This is a genomic window from Parajatrophihabitans canadensis, from assembly GCF_053764775.1.
This window is the reverse complement of the sequence record NZ_CM132445.1, coordinates 663,188-684,358: the sequence shown is the minus strand read 5'-3', so window position 1 is coordinate 684,358 and position 21,171 is coordinate 663,188. Positions and strand designations below refer to the sequence as shown.

General features: G+C 63.7%; 23 protein-coding genes and 3 riboswitches. Of the genes, 12 read left to right on the top strand and 11 right to left on the bottom strand.

Features of this window, described 5'->3' with window-relative positions; genetic code table 11:
* Window positions 1–86 precede the first annotated feature (86 nt).
* Entirely contained in the window at window positions 87–1,013 is a 927-nt protein-coding gene (locus ACSMXN_RS03280; RefSeq protein ID WP_022914817.1) for a hypothetical protein, read from the top strand.
* On the opposite strand, the gene ACSMXN_RS03275 is transcribed toward ACSMXN_RS03280, so the two are convergent.
* From ACSMXN_RS03275 to ACSMXN_RS03225, 11 genes are all read right to left on the bottom strand, one after another.
* Complete coding sequence (locus ACSMXN_RS03275; RefSeq protein WP_022914818.1) at window positions 991–1,947, bottom strand: sulfotransferase family protein; 957 nt, start codon at window positions 1,945–1,947, stop codon at window positions 991–993. The two genes, ACSMXN_RS03280 and ACSMXN_RS03275, sit on opposite strands and share 23 nt — an antisense overlap.
* 54 nt (window positions 1,948–2,001) lie before the next feature.
* The gene (locus ACSMXN_RS03270; protein ID WP_022914819.1) at window positions 2,002–2,718 is read right to left on the bottom strand and encodes a GNAT family N-acetyltransferase; all 717 of its coding nucleotides are present in this window, start codon (window positions 2,716–2,718) and stop codon (window positions 2,002–2,004) included.
* Between the two features lie 129 nt (window positions 2,719–2,847).
* Window positions 2,848–3,945 (bottom strand): FAD-dependent oxidoreductase, encoded by a 1,098-nt coding sequence (locus ACSMXN_RS03265; RefSeq protein WP_022914820.1) that lies wholly within the window; start codon window positions 3,943–3,945, stop codon window positions 2,848–2,850.
* Window positions 3,946–4,021: 76 nt separating this feature from the next.
* On the bottom strand, window positions 4,022–5,053 hold the full coding sequence (locus ACSMXN_RS03260; RefSeq protein ID WP_022914821.1) for a transporter substrate-binding domain-containing protein: 1,032 nt from the start codon (window positions 5,051–5,053) through the stop codon (window positions 4,022–4,024).
* A 122-nt stretch (window positions 5,054–5,175) separates the two neighbouring features.
* The gene (locus ACSMXN_RS03255) at window positions 5,176–5,964 is read right to left on the bottom strand and encodes an amino acid ABC transporter ATP-binding protein (RefSeq protein ID WP_022914822.1); all 789 of its coding nucleotides are present in this window, start codon (window positions 5,962–5,964) and stop codon (window positions 5,176–5,178) included.
* On the bottom strand, window positions 5,961–6,968 hold the full coding sequence (locus ACSMXN_RS03250) for an amino acid ABC transporter permease (RefSeq protein ID WP_155958504.1): 1,008 nt from the start codon (window positions 6,966–6,968) through the stop codon (window positions 5,961–5,963). The genes ACSMXN_RS03255 and ACSMXN_RS03250 overlap by 4 nt, the downstream gene beginning before the upstream one ends.
* Window positions 6,969–7,241: 273 nt before the next feature.
* Window positions 7,242–7,355 carry a putative leader peptide gene (locus tag ACSMXN_RS03245; RefSeq protein WP_455407684.1) on the bottom strand — a complete coding sequence of 38 codons (114 nt, stop codon included), beginning with the start codon at window positions 7,353–7,355 and terminating at the stop codon, window positions 7,242–7,244.
* Between the two features lie 18 nt (window positions 7,356–7,373).
* Window positions 7,374–7,487, bottom strand: a riboswitch (SAM riboswitch).
* A gap of 87 nt (window positions 7,488–7,574) precedes the next feature.
* Window positions 7,575–8,933 (bottom strand): aminotransferase class V-fold PLP-dependent enzyme, encoded by a 1,359-nt coding sequence (locus ACSMXN_RS03240; protein ID WP_022914824.1) that lies wholly within the window; start codon window positions 8,931–8,933, stop codon window positions 7,575–7,577.
* 117 nt (window positions 8,934–9,050) lie between these two features.
* A complete protein-coding gene (locus ACSMXN_RS03235) occupies window positions 9,051–9,878 on the bottom strand; it encodes a DUF1684 domain-containing protein (protein WP_022914825.1) in 828 nt (275 codons plus the stop codon).
* A gap of 280 nt (window positions 9,879–10,158) precedes the next feature.
* A complete protein-coding gene (locus ACSMXN_RS03230; protein ID WP_455407683.1) occupies window positions 10,159–10,275 on the bottom strand; it encodes a putative leader peptide in 117 nt (38 codons plus the stop codon).
* 35 nt (window positions 10,276–10,310) lie between these two features.
* Window positions 10,311–10,420: riboswitch (SAM riboswitch) on the bottom strand.
* A 67-nt stretch (window positions 10,421–10,487) separates the two neighbouring features.
* Window positions 10,488–11,582 carry an LLM class flavin-dependent oxidoreductase gene (locus tag ACSMXN_RS03225; RefSeq protein ID WP_027139815.1) on the bottom strand — a complete coding sequence of 365 codons (1,095 nt, stop codon included), beginning with the start codon at window positions 11,580–11,582 and terminating at the stop codon, window positions 10,488–10,490.
* 146 nt (window positions 11,583–11,728) lie between these two features.
* Window positions 11,729–11,841: riboswitch (SAM riboswitch) on the top strand.
* A gap of 41 nt (window positions 11,842–11,882) precedes the next feature.
* Between ACSMXN_RS03225 and ACSMXN_RS03220 the strand changes: the two genes are divergently transcribed.
* The 11 genes from ACSMXN_RS03220 (at window position 11,883) to ACSMXN_RS03170 (ending at window position 21,168) form a co-directional block, all read left to right on the top strand.
* Entirely contained in the window at window positions 11,883–11,969 is an 87-nt protein-coding gene (locus ACSMXN_RS03220) for a putative leader peptide (protein ID WP_455407763.1), read from the top strand.
* Window positions 11,970–12,050: 81 nt separating this feature from the next.
* A complete protein-coding gene (locus ACSMXN_RS03215) occupies window positions 12,051–13,256 on the top strand; it encodes an LLM class flavin-dependent oxidoreductase (RefSeq protein ID WP_022914827.1) in 1,206 nt (401 codons plus the stop codon).
* 16 nt (window positions 13,257–13,272) lie between these two features.
* Window positions 13,273–14,652, top strand: coding sequence for an NtaA/DmoA family FMN-dependent monooxygenase (locus ACSMXN_RS03210; protein WP_027139816.1), 1,380 nt, complete (start codon window positions 13,273–13,275; stop codon window positions 14,650–14,652).
* Window positions 14,649–15,743, top strand: a complete 1,095-nt coding sequence (locus tag ACSMXN_RS03205; protein WP_022914829.1) for an LLM class flavin-dependent oxidoreductase — start codon at window positions 14,649–14,651, stop codon at window positions 15,741–15,743. The genes ACSMXN_RS03210 and ACSMXN_RS03205 overlap by 4 nt, the downstream gene beginning before the upstream one ends.
* Window positions 15,744–15,757: 14 nt before the next feature.
* On the top strand, window positions 15,758–16,888 hold the full coding sequence (locus ACSMXN_RS03200; RefSeq protein ID WP_022914830.1) for an LLM class flavin-dependent oxidoreductase: 1,131 nt from the start codon (window positions 15,758–15,760) through the stop codon (window positions 16,886–16,888).
* Window positions 16,885–17,373, top strand: a complete 489-nt coding sequence (locus ACSMXN_RS03195; RefSeq protein ID WP_027139817.1) for an NAD(P)H-dependent oxidoreductase — start codon at window positions 16,885–16,887, stop codon at window positions 17,371–17,373. The genes ACSMXN_RS03200 and ACSMXN_RS03195 overlap by 4 nt, the downstream gene beginning before the upstream one ends.
* Window positions 17,370–17,882: a flavin reductase family protein gene (locus ACSMXN_RS03190; protein WP_022914832.1), complete on the top strand. Its 513-nt coding sequence runs from the start codon at window positions 17,370–17,372 to the stop codon at window positions 17,880–17,882. Before ACSMXN_RS03195 ends, ACSMXN_RS03190 begins: the two co-directional genes overlap by 4 nt.
* Window positions 17,879–18,742 carry a glutathione S-transferase C-terminal domain-containing protein gene (locus tag ACSMXN_RS03185; RefSeq protein WP_022914833.1) on the top strand — a complete coding sequence of 288 codons (864 nt, stop codon included), beginning with the start codon at window positions 17,879–17,881 and terminating at the stop codon, window positions 18,740–18,742. Before ACSMXN_RS03190 ends, ACSMXN_RS03185 begins: the two co-directional genes overlap by 4 nt.
* A gap of 83 nt (window positions 18,743–18,825) precedes the next feature.
* Window positions 18,826–19,218, top strand: a complete 393-nt coding sequence (locus tag ACSMXN_RS03180) for a GntR family transcriptional regulator (RefSeq protein ID WP_022914834.1) — start codon at window positions 18,826–18,828, stop codon at window positions 19,216–19,218.
* A gap of 13 nt (window positions 19,219–19,231) precedes the next feature.
* The gene (locus tag ACSMXN_RS03175) at window positions 19,232–20,140 is read left to right on the top strand and encodes an ABC transporter ATP-binding protein (protein WP_022914835.1); all 909 of its coding nucleotides are present in this window, start codon (window positions 19,232–19,234) and stop codon (window positions 20,138–20,140) included.
* The gene (locus ACSMXN_RS03170) at window positions 20,137–21,168 is read left to right on the top strand and encodes an ABC transporter permease (protein WP_022914836.1); all 1,032 of its coding nucleotides are present in this window, start codon (window positions 20,137–20,139) and stop codon (window positions 21,166–21,168) included. The genes ACSMXN_RS03175 and ACSMXN_RS03170 overlap by 4 nt, the downstream gene beginning before the upstream one ends.
* Window positions 21,169–21,171: the final 3 nt, after the last annotated feature.

Here is a 21,171-nt window from a genome sequence, read left to right as displayed (position 1 = left end):
TCCGCGGTACCTGTCGGCACCTCCACGCAGCTGAGGCCGTACCGGATCAGCACCTGGTCCAGGAGAGTCCGCTAGCGTGATGCGTCGTGGACACGAAGATAGGACCTCGCCCCGACCTGGACTTCGCTTCAAGCGAGCTGGTTATCGCGGCTCCCGGCGTCGGCGACGGCTACTGGGCGGGTGCTCCGAGCGTCGTTCGGGCCGAAGGCACGATCTACTTGGCTTACCGTTTGCGGCGCCCGGTGAACGAGGGCCGGGGCTACGCCAACGTGGTCGCGCGTTCGGTCGACGGTGTCCGGTTCGACACGTTGTGCACGCTCTATCGCGATGATCTCGACTGCGCTTCGTTGGAGCGGCCGGCGCTCGTCCGCAGGCCTGACGGAGGCTGGCGCATCTACGTGAGCTTGTCGACCCCCGGCTCGAAGCATTGGTGGATTGATGCTCTGGACGCCGACGATGCGGCCGACCTGGCCAAGGGACAACGGGCGACGACCTGGGCGGGCGACGACCTGACCGCCGTCAAGGATCCGGTGGTTTTGGTTGACGGGGACGGCAAGTGGCATGCGTGGGTGTGCTGCCATCCGCTCAACGACCCTGGTGAGGAAGATCGGATGACGTCGCGTTACGCCTTCAGCGACGACGGGTTGTCCTGGACGTGGGGCGCCGTCGTTCTCACTCCGCCGGCCACGGGTTGGGATCGGCGTGGACGCCGCGTGGCATCGATCGTGCCGCGACACGACGGCTCGGTCCTCGGTTTCTACGATGGTCGGGCAGACGCGAGCGAGAATTGGTATGAGCGGACAGGCACAATCCGCGGCGCTTCGGTCGACACGCCCTTGACGACGGCATCGCAGTCAGTTCCAGCACAATCACCGTACGGCCGGCACACGCTGCGCTACACGAGTGTCATTGACCTCGGCGACGGCATCGGCCGGGTTTACTTCGAGGCGGCATCTGCTGACGGATCCAACGAGATCAGGACGCAGCTGATCAGCCTTTCCAACGTTGGCTGAATTCACCTCTACCAGCGTCCGAACGCCAGTCATCGAAAGAGCGCCCTGTCACGTCCTCCAACAGCGCAATGTCATCAAGAAACCCGACGAGAGCTTCGCGTCGTTGTTCGACCGAGAGTGACGGACGACGTCCACCGCCCTTGTGCAATGTCGACCGGAGCGGGGCTTCGACACGACGCCAGACCTGAGGCGGCGCGAACGCACCGGCCGCGGCACCGGCACGGATCGTGGCACCGAGGAGCCTCGTCCGCAGACCGGGTGCTACGTACGGATGAACGTTGTCGGGCTTGGACTTTGCGGCCGGATGCTGTTGCACACCTAGGAAGTCGCAGACCGTCGCGATCGTTCGGTCGGGCTCCTCCGCCAACTGCCGATAGCGCAACACGAGGACCTGATCGCGGGGAAACAGACCGTATAGATGCTGAAGCTGGTGCCCGTATTGCCCGAGGCGGGTGTAGTGCCAGAACGGGGCGTAGCCTGCCGCGACGCGAGAATCCTCCTGCGCAAGCGCCTCGTTGAAATCGGAGATCGGTTCCAGCCCGTCCGACCACAGGTGGGTCCAGTTGCTGTACGCCCGATCAACGGGGTCGCGGATCACGGCGATGAGGCGGGCATCGGGCGTTGTGTCGGCAATTCGCTGTTGAGCCGCGAAGTCATAGAGGTAGAACGGGGTGGATTCTCCGATCAGAGCCTCGTGTGGCGCATTCGCGAACAGCTGCAGATAGTCCGATTCGCGCCATACCCATTCGCGCGCGCTGTGGGCGTCTCCGGGACCGCGCTGGCCCGAACGCGGTGGTGGCACGCCGCCGCAGAGAAAGAACTTGGGTTCTTTGACTGTAGATAGGTGCAGCTGCGGATGCCCGACGAGCGCGGAGTGCAGCGCCGTTGTGCCGCCTTTGGGTGTCCCCATCAGGAAGAAGTCAGGCCATCGCATCTCGGAAGTATACCTAACTATCTCTGTAGCTTCGATAGAGAATCGACGGAACACTCAGGCTACCCAGGCCTCCTCTGGAACCTGTACGCCGACAAAGCTGGTGGACCTGCGGAGCCGAAATCCCAGCGCCTCGTAGAGCCGTATCGCGTTGACATTGTTCGCGGCAGCGTGCAGAAACGGTGTCTCGCCACGTTCGCGGATGCCCGCTGCGACTGCGTGAACCAAGCGGGTGCCGAGGCCTTGCCCGCGGTACTCCGCGTCCGTACAAACCGCGCTGATCTCCGTCCAACCTGGCGGATGTAGCCGTTCGCCGGCCATCGCGATGAGCTTCCCGTCGCGGCGGATGCCTAAGTAGGTTCCCAGCTCCACCGTGCGCGGCAGGAATGGACCGGGTTTCGTCCGTTCAATAAGGGCAAGCATCTCTGCGACGTCGCCGGAACCCAACCGCACGGCCTCGTCGTCGTGCGCCGCCGCAATCCCGTCGTCGACCATCTGAACGCCCGCCCCACGCATGACAACCTCCCAGCCCGCAGGTGTCGGAACGGACAAGCCCGCAAAGGGGACGACCGCGCCCGGCCCGGCAAGCTCTGCGATGTCCAACCAATCCTGCTCCGTAGGTTCATCGGGTAGTGCGACGAACGGACTGACGTCGACTGGGTAGCGCAACACGTTTCCGCGACGCTGGGCGAAGTGAGCATGCGGACCGGTCAGGGCAGCGCGGGCTGGATTGTCCAGCGGATGCGGTTCGTCAAGTTCACGAGCGTGCGACATGGTGGAACTCCGATTCTGATTTCAGCTTTCAGGATAAGCAGGTTACTGACCGGGTTGGTTCACGCTCGTCACAGACAATGCTGACGCCAAGTCGGAGGCGTCTCGACGCGTCATCATGAGGTCGCGATCTCACCGGGGCCCGAGGGCAAAGCCGGCAACACCCGGTTTGCCGTCGACCAGGTCAGCGGCCAGTTCGCCGATGACCGAGCCGAACTTGAAACCGTGCCCTGAGAAACCGGCCAGCACGGTGATGGGTCCCTGTCGATCGATCACGAAGTTGTGATCAGGAGTGACGGTGTACAGGCACGTCGTGGGCGCTGGCTTCGAGGAATCGACCCCGGGGAGCCACGTTTCGGCATAGTCCTGCAGTCGTTGGACAGCTACCGGGTCGATACGCCGGTCTCGGACGTAGGCGTCTTTCACCACCGGGCCGACAGCATGAAAGCCCACCTTGACACCGTCGTCGCTACCGAGTCCATAGACCCCACCTTCGTCGGCAAACTCCCCACCCGGGTGGTGAATGAAGCTCGGCCATCCGAGCGGGTCAGGCGTCGGAAAGTGGACTGGCTGCTCTTGGGTGACCCGCAGGCTTGGCAGCCCATTCACAAGCGGATCGAGCGTCTGCGTTGCCCAACCGCCCACCGCGACAACCACCGCGTCGACGATCAGTGCCTCCTCATCGAGGGTAACTATTTGCACGCGTCCAATGTCGGTAACCGAGATCTGGGTTACCTGAACTCCGTGTCGGATCGACGCGCCGTGCAGCTCGGCTCCGCGCTGTAGCGCCACAACCGCACGGTCTGCGTGCAGGCGCCCAGCGTCGGCGTGGAATAGCGCCGCGGAGTCAATGCGCAGGCCGGGCCAACGTTCGGCCGCTTCGGCCGAGCCGATGAGTCGTACTTCAGCGCCAGCAGCCAGCAGGGCGTCGCGCAGCGGTTCGATGGCGGAGCCTGGCCCGTGGTCGAGGGCGCCGGTCAACGTCAAGACCGAGCTGTTGGTCTGCTCTTCGAGAGCACGCCACAGCGGCAGCGCCCGCTGGGCCAGCCCGATGTAGACGGCGTCGGGGTAGGCCAGCCGAAAGATTCGCGAACTCCCGTGGGAGCTACCCAAGTCGTGACCCGGTTGGTACTGCTCGAGCAGTGTCACGTCTGCGCCGCGGGCCGCGAGGTGCCAGGCGGCAGATGAGCCCATGACGCCACCGCCAACGACTGCTACCCGCAGAGTCATGAGCGATTGCCTTTCGATGGTTGGTTGGTGGGGGCGGCACGATCACCCCGCCCCCACCGTGCGCAGGAGCTTGCTGTCAGGAATTGGTGAGCGGCAATCCGGGTGGGTTCACCTGTGAGGTGGCGACTGCCTCGTTGGAAAGGCCCCAGGCGGCAAGCCATTTCGTGTACTGACCGTTCTTGATCAGATAGTTGATCGCATCGGCGATGGGCTGAGCCAGCCCACTGCCCTTCTTGGTAGTGGCAGCGATCAAACCTTGCAACGTCGCCCCGGCACCGGAGTACTTACCTGCACTACGAGTGGGGTTAGGGGTGTTGGCCGTCTGGGTGACGTGATAGGCGATCGAAGGATTGGGCGTGAAGTAGGCATCGATCTTTCCCGAGTCCAGCGCTAGGTAGGTCGTGTTCTGGTCCGGGTAGTACTTGACGTTCAGGGTCTTGCCTGCTGCCTTGAGCTGGCTTTGCCACTGCAGAAGAATCTTCTCCTGATTGGTACCCGAGCCAACGGCGACCGTCTTGCCCGCGAGGTTCTCGAAGTTGCCGTCGAAGTTCCACGAGCTGGACTTAAGCACTTCGAAGCCGAGGTTGTCCTGACGGTATGAGGCGAAGTCATATTTCGTCTTGCGCTGCTCGGTGTCGGTGATGTTGGAGAACCCGGCGTCAGTCTTGCCAGAATCGATGCCTACGAAGAGATTGTCCCAGGTCGCGTTGTCGAGCACTGGCTTCAATCCGAACACCGCTGAGACGAGGCGGCCGAGATCTGCCTCTGAACCGGTCAACGTCTTCTGGTCAGAACCTATGAAGCCAAGGGGCGGCGCGCCTGAAGGCAACAACCCGAGGCCGACGACGAACTGGCCGCTGCTGACGACAGCTGGCGGCAGCTCTGCCCTGATCGAGGCAACCGCGTCGACTTGCAAGTCGATCGGGGTTGCGGCGCCGTTGGAGAGCGCGCCCACTGCCACGGTCGTTCCCGTAGCTCCCCCTGCGGTAGCCGAGGACTTCGGGGTCGAGGCATTACCGCTGGCGCAGGCGCTCACGCCGGCACCAAGTGCGACGAGCGCGGTAGCGGTCGCGACGATCTGGACGAGTTTCGATCTTGGCCTGGACATACTTCTCCTTGGTGAGATTGCGGTGGCTATCGCCCTGCGCTGAGCGTCAGTGCGTTGAGTACGGCTGTGCGTTGAGTACGGCTGTGCGTTGAGTACGGCTGTGCGTTGAGTACGGCTGTGCGCTAAAGAACCTTGCTGAGGAATTCCCTGGTGCGGGCATGTTGGGGGTGGTCTAGTACTTCGTGCGGAGGACCCTGCTCGACAATGCGACCGGCATCGACAAACACCACCTGATCGGCCACCTCGCGGGCGAAGCCAATCTCGTGGGTGACGACGACCAAGGTGGTCCCGGTTGTCGCCAAGTCCTTGATGACGGCAAGGACCTCTCCGACGCGCTCAGGATCAAGCGCGGAAGTTGGCTCGTCGAACAGGATGACTCCCGGTCGGAGTGCGAGGGCGCGAGCGATCGCGACTCGCTGTTGCTGGCCACCGGACAACTGACGCGGAAAGGCTTCGGCCTTGTCCGCCAGCCCGACTCGGCCCAGCAATCCGCGAGCAGTCTCGAGAGCCTCGCCCTTCTGAGCGCGCTTGTTCGCAATCAGCGCGGCAGAGACGTTGTCCAACGCGCTGAGATGGGGGAACAGATTGAAGTTCTGGAAAACGAAGCCAATTCGCCCGCGCTGGCTGAGGATCGCACGTTCGCTGAGCTCCTTCAGCCGGGTGCCGTGCCTTCGCACTCCGATCAACTCGCCATTGATGCTGACGTACCCGATGTCCAGCTTCTCCAGGTGGTTGATAGCCCTGAGCAAGGTTGATTTCCCGGAGCCGGAAGGGCCCAGGATCACGGTGACTTTGCCCGCCGGAATCGTCAGGTCGATTCCATCCAGGACCCGATGGGTTCCATACCATTTGTGGGCATCGTGAATCTCCACCACCGATGGCTCGACGAAGGCCTCGACGGTGCTCGTCATCGTGCGGCGCCAATCTGGATACGGGCGCGGACATCGCTGATACTGCGTCGGATTCGCTGTATGGGCGTTGGAGGCATGGTTCGCAGCGCCCCCCGGGAGTAGTACCGCTCGACGTAGAACTGAGCGATCGAGACCAAACTCGTCAGGATCACGTACCAGACCGTCGCGACGAGCAGTAGCGGAACGATGTCGCCGGGGTAGGTGCTTCCCATGCTCTGCACTTCACCGAACAGATCGAGTAGCGACACATAGAAGACCAACGAGCTGCTTTTGATCAGCCCGATCAGTTGATTGACATAGGACGGGACGATGGCACGCAGCGCTTGAGGCAACACGATGCGGCCGAACTGGTAACCCTTCGGTAGCCCGAGAGCCGCAGCGGCCTCGTGCTGGCCTTGGTCCACCGACAGTATTCCGGCTCGAACAACCTCCGCCGCGTAGGCCGCCTCGCTGAGGCTCAAACCGATGACGGCGATCACCATGTCGCTCGCGAGGCTCGATTCGCGAAAGTTACCAAAGGCGGGACCAAAAGGTACGCCAACGCTCATCGTCTTGTACAGAGCCCCAAAGTTGTACAGGATCAACAGCACCACGATCAGCGGGATCGAGCGGAACAACCAGATATAGATCCAGCTGACTGCCCGGAGAATCGGGCTCTTTGACAATCGACCCAATGCAAGCAGGATCCCTCCGATCAAACCGAAGAGAGCGCTCCACGCAGTCACCTTCAGCGTGATCACCAGACCACGCAGAATGACCGGCCGAGCAAACCAGTACTGGAAGCGATCCCACTGATAGAACGGGTTCGTGATCAGGCCGTGTACGACTTGGGCAAGAACGACCAGCACGACGACGGTTGCAATCCACCGACCGGGATGTCGCAGCGGGATCACCCGTTGCGCCGACAGGGGCCGCAACGACGGACCCTCTGTCGGCGCAGCGGGATTGCCGTCCGCGCCGGAGAACTCGGTCGCGGCGGTGGCTTGACCACTCAGCCCAACCATCGGTTGCTGCCAGTGGCCGATGGTCGATTGCGTTGGCAACACCGGTGTCTCTGTCGTTGGCGCAGCTGGCTCGGTCACGGAAACTCCTACAATCAAAGGACATGCGGGCGCGCAAAGGCGGCCGGGACAAGACGAGAGGAACATCAATACGTCCGCGACGCGGCGTTCGATATCAGCGGCTCCGCAGCCGCCATGGACGATGGCTCCGAGCGTTTGATGAGCGGCGCAACTGGCTCGCCTATCAGGCCAGGACCAGAAGGCGGCGAAGACTATCTAGGAGCGACAGAGCGCGCTTGATACCCGCGCGAGATCCACGTGCCGACGTTCGATGAAGCAGCCGCTGCTACGCAAGTGCCGGGAGCCGGCGGCGAGCTTGTCGCTTGTCACGAGGTTCTCCTTGATCGTCGATCACGCTTGCCGAAGCACGATTGCTTCGACCTGGTCGTCACCCGGGGCACCCCACCGCGACGCGAGGGTTGCCAGCCAGCAAGCCGGGGCTATCCGCTGGCGTTCATGACCGTGGAACGAAACTATCATCCCTCATGGCCAAGGGAAAGACTCTATTGTCTACCTCACAGATAGGATTACTTCTATATGGTGAATGCGTTAGGTGGTTGCGCAAGGCGATGCCGGTAGCTGACTTTCATCGCCTGCAAGCCAGTTCGGCGAGGTTCGCGGGTCAGGAGACGGCCCGAGAGCGCCATCGACCAATTCGTAGGTCCACGAGGGTCCGTTCGCCGCGAGTGAGGCGAGTGCTTCCAAGAGCCGGTCGATGTCGGCGGTAGTAGTGCCCAGCCCGACGCTCGCGCGCACCGCACCGCGATCGGCCCCGAACCGTGTTAGTAACGGGTGCGCGCAGAATCGCCCATCCCGCACTCCGATGCCATGTTCGGCTGATAGATATTGAGCAATCAGCTCCGGTGAGAATCCGGGCAGGGTGAAGGTCACCATCCCGACCCGCTCTGCCTCGTCGCCCCAGAGGCGCAGACTACAAGCTCCCACCTCGGCCAGGCCATCGTCGAGCCGTCGGAGCAAAGCCGCTTCATGCTGTATCAGCGCAGCTTCAGACAAATCGCGTATCGCGCGGCATGCCGCGGCCAGCGCAACCGCACCGATCACGTTTGGCGTGCCCGCCTCATGCCGAGCCGGCGAGTCCGTCCAATCGGTGCTGTCGATCGTCACATGCCGCACCGCTCCCCCGCCGGCAAGATACGGCGCCGCCGCGTCGAGCCAATCCCTGCGCCCGATCAGCGCCCCTGACCCGAAGGGCGCGTAGAGCTTGTGCCCGGAGAAAGCGATGTAATCAACACCGACATCGGCGATGTCCACGCGACGATGCGGCACCAGTTGCGCGCCGTCGACGGCAATGCGTGCCCCGTGGCGGTGGGCTACGTCAGCCAACAGAGCGAGCGGGAGTAGCTCACCCGTGACATTCGAGGCGCCCGTCACGGCAAGCAACGCAGCAGGGGTCCGGGCAAGCTCTGCCTCCAAAGCCGTGACGGTCTCCGCAAGCGTGTTGCGCGCAAGCACCACCCGCCCGTCGCGAACCTGCCAGGGCAAGAGATTGGCATGGTGCTCGATATCTAGGTACACGACCGGACCAGGGGCCGCAGTCGCAAGCAGGTTCACTGCGTCCGTCGTGTTGCGGGTGAAGATCACAACATCTGCCTCGCGCGCGCCGACGAAATGGGCGACCGTCGTACGGGCGGATTCATAAGCTGCCGTACAAACCTGGGACGGATAACCGGCGCCGCGATGGACGCTTGAATACCAGGGCAGCAGTTCGTTCACCTGGTCAGCAACGACTTGCAAGGCAGGTGCGCTGGCCGCGTAGTCCAGATTTGCATAGCGCACCTGCCGACCGTCGACGAGCGGAACGACCTGCTCCGCGCCTACCAGCGTGCTAAGTGCTGCGTTGGCTGGAGCCAACTGATCTGTAACAGGATCCCCAAGAACTGTGGACATACGTGATAACTCCAGGCTCCTTCGGGTGGCGCTCATGACATCTGAACGGACTCTCGGATCTAGCTACGCTGATGCGACCGGGTCGTGACCGTTGCCTCGCTGGTCATCGGTGGCCTTTCACCGGCGCTCGTGTGGAATCTTCTCGCCCGCCTCGACGGCAACCGGCAGCTGATTCTCGGCCGGCGGAAGTGGGCAGGTGGCCAGATCGGTATAAGCGCAAGGGAGATTCGTTGCGCGGTTGAAGTCCAACCGCACCCGCCCGTCGGCGTCAGGAGGGTCAATGGCCAGCGCCCGGTTCGCGGCGTACGTCGTGACGCCTGACGTGGCATCGGTAAAGAGGACCAGCAGGCTCCCAGCTCCCTTTCCGTTGAACGCGGTGAGGCTCAGCGGCTGTCCCTCGAGCTCGAATTCGATCCGGCCCGGGGCGTCATAGACGTGTTGCAGGCCTTCGACGGCAGCTCCGACGGTCGTAGGGCGAGGCTCGTCGAACGGCAAGTAGCGGCCGGTAACTGCCCACCTCGGGTCTGGAGCGTAGGCAGGCGTATCGACGAAGCGGACGAGCAATGGGTTGCTCGGGTGCCGGGGCCGGATGATGTCGTGGCCGCCGCGCTTGGCGACCTCGATGACCACATCGCCGGAAACCGGGTACAAGCTGTCCCGCTCGGCGATCGGCCCGAAATTGTGTTCCCCGCGCAGCGTGGCGCCATTGAATTCGAGGGTTTCCCCTTCCGCCAACACGACACGGACACCGTCCTGGCCAGTCGACCACTCGCCTGGCGCATCATCAAATCGCTTCGGTTCGCTGACGAGCCAGCGCAGGCTGGTGATCGCCAAAAATCCGTGCGGGTCGGCGAGGACCTTCTGATGCGCGCTGTGCCATTCTCGCCAACTCTGCTCGAAGTTGGCATCATCGGTTTGATTTTCAGCCAGATCTTGGACGGTCATGTCATCTCCCTGTTGTTGTACGGGGTTGAACGGGGTTGTACGGGGTCGCGGCGGGCTGATTGCCTAATCTAGTCAGAGGCTGGGCGCCGGGTTGAGTTCCGACTTCGGGATACCCGAGCTCGTGAGCACCCGCCACTTGTCGAGGGTCTTCGGGTAGTCACCGTTGGCGAGGCCGAGAAAGCTCGCTGCGCTGCCTGCAGAGCGCCATGCCTTTTCTGGGAAAGGGCAATGGGCGCTCAGGAGAACCTAGGTGGTATCCAGGGCTAGCGGGGAAAGAAGGTCAGAGGCCCGGACACAGTGCGCTACTCACGCGGCGGAGATCCACGTGTCGACGAGCGACTCGCAGTCTGAAGCACCCGTACGGTGTTTCTTGATCCTTGCCGGGGCCGACGTTCATGTCTGTTCCGCCTAGATAATCTTCGGCCGGTCAGGGCCTCGCGCTTACACCGACGATTGTCGGTGTCTGGTCGTCACCTGGAGCACCCCACCGCGTGGAGGGTTGCCGGTCAGCAAGCCAGGGCTTGACGCTGACGCTCATAACCAGGTTGAACTGTAACCGTTCAACCTGGTCCCACACAATCCCTATGAATGTGATAGAGATTGCTCTCGTTAGCCGAACAATGGCCGCACGCCCTCAGCGAAGCTGTACGCCTCTTCCAGATGGGGATAGCCCGACAGGATGAATTCATCGATACCAGCCTGTTGATATTCCGCTATGCGCTCCGCAACCTGTTCATGGCTGCCAACTAGCGCCGTTCCAGCACCGCCTCGAACAAGACCAATCCCGGCCCATAGGTTAGGTCCTACCACCAGACGCTCCCGCGAACCGCCATGCAGCTCGAGCATCCGGGTTTGACCAACGGATTCCAGGGACCGAAGACGGCGTTGCCCTTCGGCGATCTCAGCGTCGCCGAGTCCGGCGATCAGCGCGTCGGCGTCACGCCAGGCCTGTTCAGGGGTGTCACGGCTAATGACGTGTATTCGCAAACCGAACCGCAGCGTGCGCCCGTGTTTGCCGGCGCGATCTACCACCTGCGCCACTTTCTCCGCCACCATCGCTGGTGGTTCTCCCCAGGTGAGATAGGTATCAGCGTGGCGGGCCGCCAGATCCAGCGCAGGGCCGGACGATCCGCCGAGATAGACCTTCGGTACCGGCTTTGGCGGCTCACGTAGCTGAGCGTCGTCCAGATCGTAATAGCCGCCGTGGTGGTCGAACCTCGAACCAGCCCAAGACTGCCTGACAACGTCCAGAAACTCCTCGGCGCGGGCGTAGCGGGCATCATGCTTGAGTGCATCGCCGAAGCTTCGTTGTTCGGCGTCACTGCTGCCGGCGACCACGTTGAGCAGCAGTCGGCCCGCAGACAGACGCTGGAAGGTGGCAGCCATCTGTGCCGCGAGCGCCGGTTCGATCAGCCCGGGCCGAAACGCGACCAGAAATTTCAACCGTGTGGTCTGTGAGATGAGCGCGGCCGTGACCACCCAGGCGTCCTCGCAATGCGCCCCGGTCGGCGTCAACACGGCTTCGTAGCCGAGGTCATCGGCGGCGCGAACAAGCTGGCTCAGGTAGTCAAGCGTTGCTGGACGCTCACCAGCGCCGCTGGCCTTGACGGCGCCCGTGGCGCCGATGCCCAGGCCGTGCACGGAGCCGCCCAGCCGACGGCCGTCGCCGCCGGTCGGAAGAAACCAATGGAACACCGGCGTCACCACGGCACACTCCTGTATTTCACACCGGCTCTAGCGGAATAGACGATATGAGTATTCCGTTCTGTCAGATCACCGGCTGGAAAAGCTATCTCGATCACATCTATAGGCATTGCATGAATCAGCCAGCACCAGTTACGCTCGATCCAGGTTATGAGTGTCAGCATCAAGCCCTGGCTTGCTGGCCGGCAACCCTCCTCCACCGGCGGGGTGCTCCAGGTGACGACCCGGCGGGCCCGTTCGCGGCTCGCAAGCGTGGACGTCGGCGCGGCGTGGCCGTTCGACAGGAAGAGGTGACGACAGATGCTGAGCCCGCGTCTTGGGTTGTTCTCCCGCCGTCACATCGACTTACAGCGCGTCTCTGCCGCACTATGTCCGGTCTCTCACTGACCGCCGCCGATCTACCCTTCGCCGCCATACCGTCGCGAGGCCGCGCATGCCCGCCCACTCACGAAGAGAGCTGATCTCGCTATGCCCGCACCTGTCTCCACCGCCCATCTCGCCGTCGCGCTCGACGGTGCCGGCTGGCACCCCGCCGCGTGGCGGGAACCCACGGCTCGCCCAGCCGAACTGCTCAATGCCCAATACTGGGCCGACCTGGCCGCTGAGGCCGAGAGCGGCCTGCTCGACTTCATCAGCATCGAGGATTCGCTCGGTCTGCAGACGGCACGCCATACCGAGCCAGACCGGCGCACCGATCAGGTTCGAGGCCGGCTCGACGCGGTGTTGATCGCGGCTCGGATCGCGCCACTGACACGCCACATCGGCCTGGTCCCTACCGCGATCGTCACTCACACCGAGCCATTTCACCTGTCAAAGGCCATCGCCACCCTGGACTACGTGAGTTCCGGTCGGGCCGGCGTCCAGGTCAAGGTCTCGGCGCGCGTCGATGAGGCAGCGCTGTTCGGGCGGCGGGACATCCCGGCGGTCACGCGGGACGAGCTGCAACAACCCGCAGCGCAGCATCTGATCGCGGAGCTCTTCGATGAGGCGCGCGATTACGTCGAAGTCCTGCGTCGCCTCTGGGACAGCTGGGAGGACGACGCCGAGATTCGTGACACCGCGACCGGACGGTTTGTAGATCGTGAGCGCTTGCACTACATCGATTTCACCGGGGAACGGTTCAGTGTGAAGGGTCCGTCGATTACGCCCCGTCCACCACAAGGGCAACCGATCGTCACCGCCCTCGCGCACCAGCGCCGTCCTTACGAGCTCGTCGCCACGTCGGCTGACATCGGCTACGTCACGCCCCGAGACGCGGCGCACGCGGCGGAGATAGTCAGCGAGGTCCGGTCGTTGCAAGAGACGGCTGGGCGGGCGGATGAGACGGTTCACATCTTCGGCGACCTGGTGGTCTTCCTCGACAACGACACGGACAGCGCGGTGAGCCGCCGAGAGCGCCTCGACGCGTTAGCCGGCGAGGAATACCGCAGTGACGCACACATCTTCACCGGGTCGGCGTCGCGACTGGCAGACCTGCTGCTGGATTGGCAGGCCGCCGGACTTTCGGGTTTTCGCCTCCGACCCGCGGTCTTGCCTGACGATCTGCAGTCGATCACCCGCTCGCTCGTGCCCGAACTACAACGCCGAGGGGCGTTCCGCACCGCCTATGAAGCCGACAGCCTGCGAGGCCTGCTTGGCCTGCCCCGGCCCGCCAACCGCTACGCCGCCGCCTGAACCGAAGGACATGACGATGAGCAAGCCCTTGAAGCAGATACATCTGGCCGCCCACTTCCCGGGCGTGAACAACACCACCGTCTGGAGCGATCCAGCAGCCGGTAGCCACATCGAGTTCAGCTCCTTCGCCCATCTTGCGCAGACCGCCGAACGGGCCAAGTTCGACTTCTTGTTCCTCGCCGAAGGCCTACGGCTCCGAGAGCAGAATGGCAAGATCTACGATCTGGATGTCGTCGGTCGACCCGATACGTTCACGGTGCTAGCAGCACTGGCCGCCGTTACCGACAGGCTCGGATTGGCCGGCACGATCAACTCCACCTTCAACGAGCCGTACGAGGTCGCGCGGCAATTCGCCAGCCTTGATCACCTGTCCGCGGGGCGCGCCGCCTGGAACGTCGTCACCTCCTGGGACGCGTTCACTGGCGAGAACTTCCGCCGCGGCGGCTTTCTCGCCCAGGATGACAGGTACTCCCGCGCCGAGCAGTTCATGCGGACCACCTGGGAGCTGTTCGACTCCTGGCGCGGTGACGAGATCCTCGCCGACAAGCAGAGCGGCCAGTTCATCAGCACTCCCGATGTGGGCACTTTCTCCCATCAGGACAAGCACTTCAACATCGCCGGTCAATTCAGTGTGCCCCGGAGCCCGCAAGGACGGCCGGTCATTTTTCAAGCTGGCGATTCCGAGCAAGGCCGAGAATTCGCAGCGTCGTCAGCCGACGCGATCTTCAGCAGACACGGCACATTCAACGACGGCCAGGCGTTCTTCACCGACGTCAAAAGGAGGCTGGCTCGTTACGGTCGCCAGCCGGAGCAACTGCTTATCCTGCCGGCCGCAACGTTCGCCCTTGGTGACACCGACAGCGAGGCGCACGAGCTTGCCCATGAAGTCCGGCTCCAGCAGGTCAGCGGACAGACCGCGATCAACTTCCTGGAGCAGCTCTGGAACCGCGACCTCTCCGGCTATGACCCGGACGGTCCGTTGCCCGACATCGACCCCGAACTCGGCGAGCCGAAGATCGCCCGCGGCACCGCCCGGGCCCGGCAGTTCACCGACCGCCTCGCGACCGCCGCTGAGTGGCGTGGCCTAGCCGAGGCCAAAAAGCTGTCGATACGAGAGCTGATGATCGAGCTCACCGGGCGGCAGGCGTTCATCGGCTCGCCGCAGACGATCGCTGATGAGATAAACCGCTTCGTGCAAGCCGATGCCAGCGACGGCTTCATCCTCGTCCCGCACATCACGCCCGGCGGACTCGACGCCTTCGCCGACACGGTTGTGCCACTCCTGCAGGAGAAGGGGGTCTTCCGCACCGAGTACGAAGGCACGACATTGCGCGAGCACCTCGGTCTCGGTCAGCCGGAGGAGATTCTCACGACCCAAGCCAGGGCCGCGTCGTGAAATTCCTGGCCATCACGCTCATCGTCCACGCTCCGGACCCAGTCACCGGAGTGCAGAAGCCGACCTACGATCGATTTCAGGAAGTCATCGACAACGCCGTCCTCGCCGAGGCGCTCGGCTTCGACGGTTTCGGGGTGGGCGAACGACACGAACGTCCTTTCATCTCGTCCTCCCCGCCGGTGGTGCTGAGCCACGTCGCGGCACTCACCAGCACGATTCGCCTGTTCACAGCGGTAACGACGTTGAGCCTGCTCGATCCGGTCCGTGCGTATGAGGACTACGCAACCCTTGACCACCTGTCCGGCGGCCGACTGGAGTTGATCATCGGCAAAGGAAACGGCGCCGCGCAGCGCGAGCTCTTCCACGTCACACCCGAGGACCAGTGGGACCGCAACGCCGAGAGCTACGAACTCTTTCGCCAGATCTGGCGGCACGACAAGGTCACGGCCACGCCGAAGTTCCGGCCGTCGCTCGATGCGGCTGAGGTCTGGCCGCGGCCGCTCCAAACTCCGATCAGGGTCTGGCATGGCAGCGCCACCAGCCGAGAATCAGTCGACCTCGCGGCCCGTTACGGAGACCCGCTGTTCTCAGCCAACGTCACAAACCCGATCGAGCCCTACGCCGAGCTGATTCGGTACTACCGCGAGCGATGGGTCCATTACGGCAACGATCCCGCTGACGCCATCGTCGGCGCCGGTACCGCAGGCTACTACGCGGCCCGCAATTCGCAGGACGCCATCAACACCTACCGCCCCGTCTTCGAAGGACAGTTAGCCTTTCAGAAGAAGCTCGGACTGGAGCCGGTGTTCCACACCCTCGAGGACTACATCGAACGCAGTTCGGCCCTGATCGGCAGCCCTCAGCAGGTCATCGACAAGGTCCACCGTTATCACGAACAATTCGGTCACTCGGTGCTGCACCTACACGCCGACGCCGGTGGCCTGACCAGCGATCAGCACCGGGAGGCGCTGGAACTCTTCCAGTCCGATATCGCCCCGGTTTTGCGCCGCGACATTCCCGATCCGCCGTGGGCGGCAAACGTTGCGCAAGCACAGCCCGCGACACGTCGCCCCGTTCCCGCCACCGTCTGAGAAGGACATTGAAGATGACCAACACTCCGCTCACTGTCCTCGACCTCGTCCCGATCTCGTCGGGTTCCAACGCCACCGAGGCGTTGCGCAACAGCATCGACCTGGCCCAGCAGACTGAACGACTTGGCTACACGCGCTACTGGTTCGCCGAGCACCACCTCAACCCTGGCGTCGCCGGGACTTCTCCCGCTGTCGTACTTGCCTTGACTGCCGCCGCGACTTCTACCATCCGTCTTGGTGCCGGCGCCGTCCAGTTGGGACACCGCACCGCGCTCTCCACGGTGGAGGAGTTCGGCTTGTTGGACGCGCTGCATCCGGGCCGCTTCGACCTGGGCCTGGGGCGTTCGGGTGGTCGGCCGACGGAATCGGCAAAGACCCCTGCGCTCGTCGGAGCCCCTGCCGTGGTGAACGGACACGCACCTAACGGGCTGCGCATCCCCGCGAAGTTCTCTTTCCAGCACCTGCTCGGTTCCCCGCGCTTCGCGCTGCAGAAAGCCCTTCTCACCCAGCCCAATGCCAAACCGCAGAACTACACCGAACAGGTTGAGGACATCCTCGCGTTGATCGCTGGCAGCTATCGTTCCGCCGACGGGGTCGAAGCCCACGTAATACCCGGCGAGCACGCCGACCTGCAGGTATGGATCCTCGGCAGCAGCGGCGGCGAGAGCGCACAAGTAGCCGGAAGTAATGGCCTTCGGTTTGCTGCCAATTACCACGTCAGCCCCGCGACGGTCCTGGAGGCGGCCGAAGGCTACCGGGCCGCGTTCGTCGCCTCAGACGAACTCGAACAACCCTACGTCAGCGTCTCTGCCGACGTTGTCGTGGCCGAGGACGAGGCGACTGCCCGGGAGCTTTCCACCGGGTATGGCCTATGGGTGCGCAGCATCCGAACTGCGGAGGGCGCGATTCAATTTCCTACGCCTGAGCAGGCCCGAGCGCACGCCTGGACGGACGAGGACCGAGCGCTCGTCGACGATCGAGTCGAAACCCAGTTCGTCGGTTCACCCAGCCAGGTCGCCGACAAACTCGAACAACTTCGTGACGCCACGGGCGCCGACGAGCTCATCATCACCACCATCACCCACGACCACGCCGATCGGGTACGCTCCTATGCCTTGCTCGCCGAAGAATGGTCGAGACGATGACGACCACCGTCCTCGTCGGCAACCCGAAGCCGCGCTCGCGAACCTTCGAGGCCGCCAACCTTGTCGCCGAGCGCCTCACCGGCACAACGCCAGACCTACGACTCGATCTCGCGGACTTCGGCGCTCAGCTGTTGGACTGGGCCGACCCGGCGGTCAACGACGCGATCGCCGCCGTCCTGGACAGTGACCTCGTCGTGGTTGCCAGTCCGACCTACAAGGCGACGTATACCGGTCTGCTGAAACTCTTCCTCGATCGCATCGGCGGCGGCGCGCTCGCCGGAGTCACCGCCGTACCTCTGATGCTCGGCGGCCACTGGCGACACTCGCTGGCGGCCGACCTGTTGCTCAAACCCGTCCTGGTCGAACTCGGCGCAACCTGCCCCACTCGGGGCCTGTTCCTCCTCGACTCCGACTACGCCGATTCCGACGAGCTCCAACAGTGGCTCGAGCACGCCGTCCCGCAGGTCAAGCGCAGCCTCGGATGACCAGCACTGTCGACCACGGTGAACTTCGTCGCGTCTACGGCACGTTTCCCACTGGGGTAACGGCAATCGCAGCCCTCGGCGCGAACCGCAAGCCGCTTGGGCTCGCGGCGAGTTCTTTCACTTCGGTGTCACTCGATCCGCCACTGGTGTCGGTTTGCGTCGCGCACACTTCGACGACGTGGCCCGCACTGCGTGATTGTCCTCGTCTCGGCGTGAGCGTTCTCGGGTCGCATCAGGAGCGCGCCGGTCGTCAGCTCAGCGCACGAGCCGAGGATCGATTTCTCGACCTTGACTGGCACCTTGGCGATGACGGGGCCGTCCTCATCACCGGGGCAAGTGCGTGGTTCGAGTGCAGCATCGAGCAGCACATCAGAGCCGGCGACCACGACATCGTGCTACTCAGGGTGCACAGCTTGCAGGCCGATCACGACGTCGCACCGTTGGTCTTTCATGCCAGCCAGTACCGCCGTCTCGATATCGTCGATGCCTGCCCGGTAGGCCAGAAGTGACCGCCATTGCGAAGTACGCCAGCGGAATCGATGCAGGCGCGTACGGCGAGCACCGACCCAACGTGTACAAACCACGGGTGCTCGAAGGCAGAATCACTGCGGACGGCTCGAGCGGTTATCGCGCAGAACCCGGGCGGTATCACCTCTACGCAGGTTGGTTCTGCCCCTGGTCACATCGCGCGACGATCCAGATCGCCTTGAACGGCCTCGCTGACATCATCACCGTCTCCTACGTCGACGGCCTCCGCGATGCCCGGGGCTGGGCATTTCGCGAACGAACCGGACCCGACCCCGTCAACGGTTTCACCCTTCTTCGCGATGCCTACGATGCGACGCTCCCGTACTACGATGGCCCGGTATCGGTACCGATCCTCTGGGATCGAGCTACCAACCAGATCGTCACCAATGACGCACGGGCGATCGTCCGGGACGTAGCCACCGAATTTCGGGCCTGGTCCAGACCTGATGTCGATACCTACCCGGCGGCCCTGCGCGACCGCATCGACGAACTCAGCCTTTCCATAGAGACCGCGATCACCCGCGGGCTCAGTTACGCCCTCTACGACAATACGAAAGCCGACGGCGTCAGAGCGGCGCTCGCCACGTTCGACGGGAGGTTGGCCCGCCGGCGATACTTGCTCGGCGACGATCTCACAGCCGCCGATATCCAGTTGTGGGTCGACCTCGTCCGCTACGACGCGGGCGTCAACGCCCACCGCAGGGTCGGACCTCGCATTACCAGCTACGTGAATCTGTGGAACTACGCCAGAGCTCTCTACGCGATGCCAGCGTTCCGGAGCACGACGAACTTCGCAGCATTCAAAGCGCCGCTAACTCCGTTGCTCGACTGGGATGGCTAGCGAACGAGCCCGGCCTCGTTCTGCTATTACCTATCTGCCTAGGTAGGCTTTACCTAATGCCCTAGGCAAGCTACAGTGCTGGAATGCTGGACTTCCGAATCGACTCGACGAGCGGGTTGCCGCCGTATTCCCAGCTTGTACAACAGGTGAAACAGGCATTACGGCTGGGCTGGCTACAGCCAGGTGACAAGTTGCCCACGGCCCACGAGGTTGCCGCGAACGTGGCGATCAATCCCAATACCGTACAGAAGGCCTACAAAGAGCTGGAATACGAAGGCCTGGTCGCCGGGCGCCCTGGGCAGGGCACCTTCGTTGAACGCAGCCTCAGCCAGTCCACACCCGCGACGATTCAGGCGCTGACCCGTCGACTCGAACGCTGGATTGCTGCGGCGCGGGCGGCCGGCTTGGACGAAGACGGGATCATGGATGTGGTCCGAGCCGCGATGCGGGATTTTGATATCGAGGCCAGCGCATGATCGTGAGCAGCGCATGATCGAGGAGAGCGAGGTCGCGATCGCAGCAGCTCGCGCAGGTCGCCGCTACGGAGCCTTCTGGGCACTGCGCGACTGCACCGTCGCCTTGCCAGCCGGGTCGATCACGGCAGTCGTTGGCCCGAACGGTGCGGGCAAGACCACGCTGCTGAACATGTTGGTCGGGTTGCTGCCGCCCTCGGAAGGCCAGCTGTCGGTCGACGGCGTACCGCCCAGCAGCAACCCGGATTTCCTCGCGCGAGTCGGTTTCCTCGCCCAGGATTGCCCGCTGTACAAGGAATTCTCGGTCCAGGACATGCTCCGGTTCGGCCGCGCGATGAACCCGTCCTGGGACGATGCCCTGGCACGGGAGCGAATCGCCGCAGCCGAAGTGCCGCTGAACCGCCGAGCGGGCAAGTTGTCCGGCGGGCAACGGGCACAGGTGGCGTTGGCATTGGCGGTCGCCAAGCGTCCACGCATCTTGTTGCTGGACGAACCGCTCGCTGCGCTCGATCCGCTGGCGCGGCGAGACTTCCTCAAAACGCTTCTGGACAGCGCCACGGCCACCGGCATGACGGTCGTGTTGTCCTCGCACCTGATCGGTGAGCTTGCCCGCGTCTGCGACCACCTCGTCGTCATCCGAGATGGTCAACTCCGCCTGGCTGGCGAACTCGATGAGCTGCTGGGCGAACACCATTGGGTTGCCGGGTCGCCGGACGCAACCAATCGGATGCCAGCCGGTGTCGAGGTCCTGAGTCGGTCGCCGCACGAACGGCACACCACGCTGCTGGTGCGCACCCGCGAAGCTTTACTGAATCCCGCTTTGACGACAAACGCGGTCGACTTGGAAGAGCTCGTGCTCGCTTACCTGGAACGGCCACCGGCGCCGGCGATTGCGGCGGCACGTTCGGAGGACGGTCGGCGATGATCTGGACGACATGGCGCCAGCACCGCGCCGAGGCAGCCGTTGGTGGCACAATCCTCGCGGCACTCGCTGCTGCCCTGCTGGTCGTGGGTTCGGTCGCCAGAGATCGGGCTCAGGCGCTCGGTTTGCCCGGTTGCGTCGGCGGTAACTTTACCTGCGGCGATGCCCTGGATCACCTCCACCGTGATTTCCACTCGATCCCGCCTTTCGTCGCCGCCCTTATCGCCGTCCCGCTGCTCGCCGGAATGTTCTGGGCCGCACCGTTGGTGTCGCGCGAATACGAAGCCGGCACCCATCGCCTGGCGTGGACGCAATCGGTGAGCCCGCTGCGTTGGATCACGATCAAGGTAACGCTGATTTTCACTGTCGCCGGCTTCGCCGCGCTCGTCCTCGGGTTGCTCGCAACCTGGACCCTCGATCCCCTCAACTCGGCCTTCGGTGGCCGCTACAACAGCACGTGGTATGACACCCAGGGCATCGTCCCGGTCGCCTGCATGCTGTTCGCGCTCTCCGTCGGGGTAGCCGCCAGCGCGTGGATCCGCCGCACGATCCCCGCGATGGCTGTCACGCTGGTTTTATATGCCGCCGCCCGCATCCCGATCCATTGGATCCGGTGGCACTTTGCACCACTGAGCACCCACACGATCACGGTTCCGATGGCCACTCTGTTGCAGAGCCCCACCGGCTCGCCCTGGGACTTAGCGAACTCAGCGGTGCCCAGCAGCGGATGGCTGCACAGCGTTGCCCTCACCGACTCTGCCGGTCACCCGATCGCCAACAACAAAGGCAGCTTCGATCTGCTGCGGGGTTACTGCCCCAACCTGCAGATCAACTCAACCCGGGACGGTGTTCTGAATCCCGATAGCTGTGCAGCCCAACTCCACAACCTCAGCATCCAGGCGACGGCGACCTACCAACCGACCGGGCACTTCTGGCTTATCCAGACAGTCGAAAGCGCGATCTTCCTCGGTCTCGCCGCGCTGCTCGTCACGGCCACCCTTCTCGCCGTAAAGCGCCACCGTGCCGCGTGAAGT

Excerpts from the sequence above, each read along its gene's own strand:
- ACSMXN_RS03275 (WP_022914818.1), bottom strand. The coding sequence starts at position 1,947 with ATGCGATGGCCTGACTTCTTCCTGATGGGGACACCCAAAGGCGGCACA.
- ACSMXN_RS03270 (WP_022914819.1), bottom strand. The coding sequence starts at position 2,718 with ATGTCGCACGCTCGTGAACTTGACGAACCGCATCCGCTGGACAATCCA.
- ACSMXN_RS03265 (WP_022914820.1), bottom strand. The coding sequence starts at position 3,945 with ATGACTCTGCGGGTAGCAGTCGTTGGCGGTGGCGTCATGGGCTCATCT.
- ACSMXN_RS03260 (WP_022914821.1), bottom strand. The coding sequence starts at position 5,053 with ATGTCCAGGCCAAGATCGAAACTCGTCCAGATCGTCGCGACCGCTACC.
- ACSMXN_RS03255 (WP_022914822.1), bottom strand. The coding sequence starts at position 5,964 with ATGACGAGCACCGTCGAGGCCTTCGTCGAGCCATCGGTGGTGGAGATT.
- ACSMXN_RS03250 (WP_155958504.1), bottom strand. The coding sequence starts at position 6,968 with ATGGTTGGGCTGAGTGGTCAAGCCACCGCCGCGACCGAGTTCTCCGGC.
- ACSMXN_RS03240 (WP_022914824.1), bottom strand. The coding sequence starts at position 8,933 with ATGTCCACAGTTCTTGGGGATCCTGTTACAGATCAGTTGGCTCCAGCC.
- ACSMXN_RS03235 (WP_022914825.1), bottom strand. The coding sequence starts at position 9,878 with ATGACCGTCCAAGATCTGGCTGAAAATCAAACCGATGATGCCAACTTC.
- ACSMXN_RS03230 (WP_455407683.1), bottom strand. The coding sequence starts at position 10,275 with ATGAACGTCGGCCCCGGCAAGGATCAAGAAACACCGTACGGGTGCTTC.
- ACSMXN_RS03220 (WP_455407763.1), top strand. The coding sequence starts at position 11,883 with ATGCTGAGCCCGCGTCTTGGGTTGTTCTCCCGCCGTCACATCGACTTA.
- ACSMXN_RS03215 (WP_022914827.1), top strand. The coding sequence starts at position 12,051 with ATGCCCGCACCTGTCTCCACCGCCCATCTCGCCGTCGCGCTCGACGGT.
- ACSMXN_RS03210 (WP_027139816.1), top strand. The coding sequence starts at position 13,273 with ATGAGCAAGCCCTTGAAGCAGATACATCTGGCCGCCCACTTCCCGGGC.
- ACSMXN_RS03200 (WP_022914830.1), top strand. The coding sequence starts at position 15,758 with ATGACCAACACTCCGCTCACTGTCCTCGACCTCGTCCCGATCTCGTCG.
- ACSMXN_RS03195 (WP_027139817.1), top strand. The coding sequence starts at position 16,885 with ATGACGACCACCGTCCTCGTCGGCAACCCGAAGCCGCGCTCGCGAACC.
- ACSMXN_RS03190 (WP_022914832.1), top strand. The coding sequence starts at position 17,370 with ATGACCAGCACTGTCGACCACGGTGAACTTCGTCGCGTCTACGGCACG.
- ACSMXN_RS03180 (WP_022914834.1), top strand. The coding sequence starts at position 18,826 with ATGCTGGACTTCCGAATCGACTCGACGAGCGGGTTGCCGCCGTATTCC.
- ACSMXN_RS03175 (WP_022914835.1), top strand. The coding sequence starts at position 19,232 with ATGATCGAGGAGAGCGAGGTCGCGATCGCAGCAGCTCGCGCAGGTCGC.
- ACSMXN_RS03170 (WP_022914836.1), top strand. The coding sequence starts at position 20,137 with ATGATCTGGACGACATGGCGCCAGCACCGCGCCGAGGCAGCCGTTGGT.